We start from the raw sequence: 1,915 nt of genomic DNA, 5'->3' as shown, positions 1-1,915 counted from the left end.
TGCGCCCGACCGCGATGCCGCGCAGCGCGTTCTCGGCAAGGTTGTTGTCGATCTCAAGCCGCCCGTCCTGGGTGTAGGCAAGCAGCGCGGGCTTTAGCTTGACGGCATAGCGCAACGCCTCGGCCAGCGGCGAGCGTGCCGATGCCTTGGCAAGGACGCCATCTGCCCATGCGAAGAAATCGAGCGCGATAAGCCTCGATGCCGCTCGCTGGCGCAGACGCTCCTGGGGAGGTTCCTGCTCGATCGGCCGCTCGATCTCGTAGAGCTGCGCGATGAGGCCGAGCCCCTTGCGCGCAGCAGAGCCGCGATCGGCAACAAGGACATCGTGCAGCTTGCGCCTTGCATGCGCCCAGCAGGCGACGGGCGTGATAACGCCGGGCTTGCGGCCGGGATCATAGAGCGGGTTGAATCCGGCATAGGCATCGGCCTGCAGAAAGCCCGAAAAAGCCGCAAGATGCTCGCGTGGCCGTTCACCCTTGCGATCGGGACTGTAGCGGAACAGCGCGGCAGGCTTGTCGCTCGGACTCCATCGCCGGTTGTCGCGCAGATAGACCCATAATCGCCCGGTCGACGTCTTGCCCGTACCGGGAGCCAGCACCGGGACCGGTGTGTCGTCCGCGTGGAGCTTCTGACTGGCCATGACGTGGGCACCGAGCCGCTCGACCAGCGGATCGAGCAGCCAGCTGACCTGGCCGAGCCAGTCGGCCATGGTCGAGCGGGACAGCTCGACACCTTCGCGCGCATAGATCTGCGACTGGCGATACAGCGGCAGGTGATCGGCGAACTTGGCGACGATGACGTGCGCCAAGAGGCCTGGGCCGGCGCGGCCGCGCGGGATCGGCAGACCGGGTGCAGGTGCCTGAGCGATAGTATCGCAGCATGTGCATGCAAGCTTGGGACGGACATGGCGCACCACGCGGAAGCTCGCAGGCACGTATTCCAGCACCTCGGTGACATCTTCGCCGAGAATGGATGCCGCACTGCCGCACGCCGCGCAGCGATCCGCGCCGGGCGCCGGATGCACGATCACATCGCGCGGCAGATGTTCGGGCAGCGGCGCGCGCTTGGGTTTGCGCTTGGCCTCCGGCGGTTCGGCCTCGTCCTGATCGACATGCCCGCGCATGACGCACTCGGCATGGGCCTGCTGGGCTTCGAGATCCTCGAGCGTGAGTTCCAGCTGATCGGCAAGCTGCGTCATGCGCTCGGACGACTGGCCGAACTTCATCCGGCGCAGCTTGGCGAGCTGAGCTTTGAGCTTCTCGATCTGAAGCGTGGTCAGCTTGATCGCGTTGCGTGCGGCACTGAGCTCATCGCGGGTAGCGACATGGGCTTTGCGCTCCTGCGCCAGCGCCTGCTCCGAGGCGACCAGACGCGCCTTCATCACCTCGGCAAAGGCGCGAAGCTCGTCCGGATCGGAAGGCAGATCAAGTTCGGTGGGAGACATGAACAGCGGATAACATGACGGGCGATCTTGACCAAGCCGAAGGCAGGAAAACCGCGCCCGAATCGCTAGATATGCACAGGCCTCTGCGGGGGTTTTGGCGCCACCGTTCGCCGCCAGTCCATCGCCTCCAGAAGCAGCGAAAACTGCGCAGGGGTCAGCACCACTCCGCCGTCGACCAGCGGCGGCCACACAAAGCGATGACGCTCGAGACGCTTGGCGAACAGGCACAGGCCCGTGCCGTCCCAGACCAGCGCTTTGAGGTAGTTGCCGCGCTTGCTGCGGAACAGGAAGACATGCCCGTTATAGGGATCGAGCCGGAAAACTTCGCTGGCAAGCACGCTGAGCCCGGCGAAGCCCTTGCGCATGTCGACCGGCTTGCTGGCCAGATAGACCTTGGTTCCTGACGGCAAGCTCAACATGGCACGGCCTTCAACGCGCGCAGAACCCGGGCGAGCGCCTTCTCGTTGACGA

At 65.3% G+C, this 1,915-nt stretch carries 2 protein-coding genes; both read right to left on the bottom strand.

From position 1 onward, the window contains the following. The coding region (locus AX708_RS15605; protein ID WP_067490406.1) for an IS66 family transposase at nt 1-1,444 on the bottom strand (1,444 nt) is incomplete at its 3' end. 65 nt (nt 1,445-1,509) lie between these two features. Then, the coding region (gene tnpB, locus AX708_RS15600; protein ID WP_369815642.1) for an IS66 family insertion sequence element accessory protein TnpB at nt 1,510-1,915 on the bottom strand (406 nt) is incomplete at its 5' end.

This window comes from Erythrobacter sp. CCH5-A1, from assembly GCF_001557115.1.
Taxonomy (GTDB): Bacteria; Pseudomonadota; Alphaproteobacteria; order Sphingomonadales; family Sphingomonadaceae; genus Erythrobacter.
Note: the sequence above shows the minus strand (reverse complement) of the source record. Positions and strands in the feature narration are given on the sequence as shown.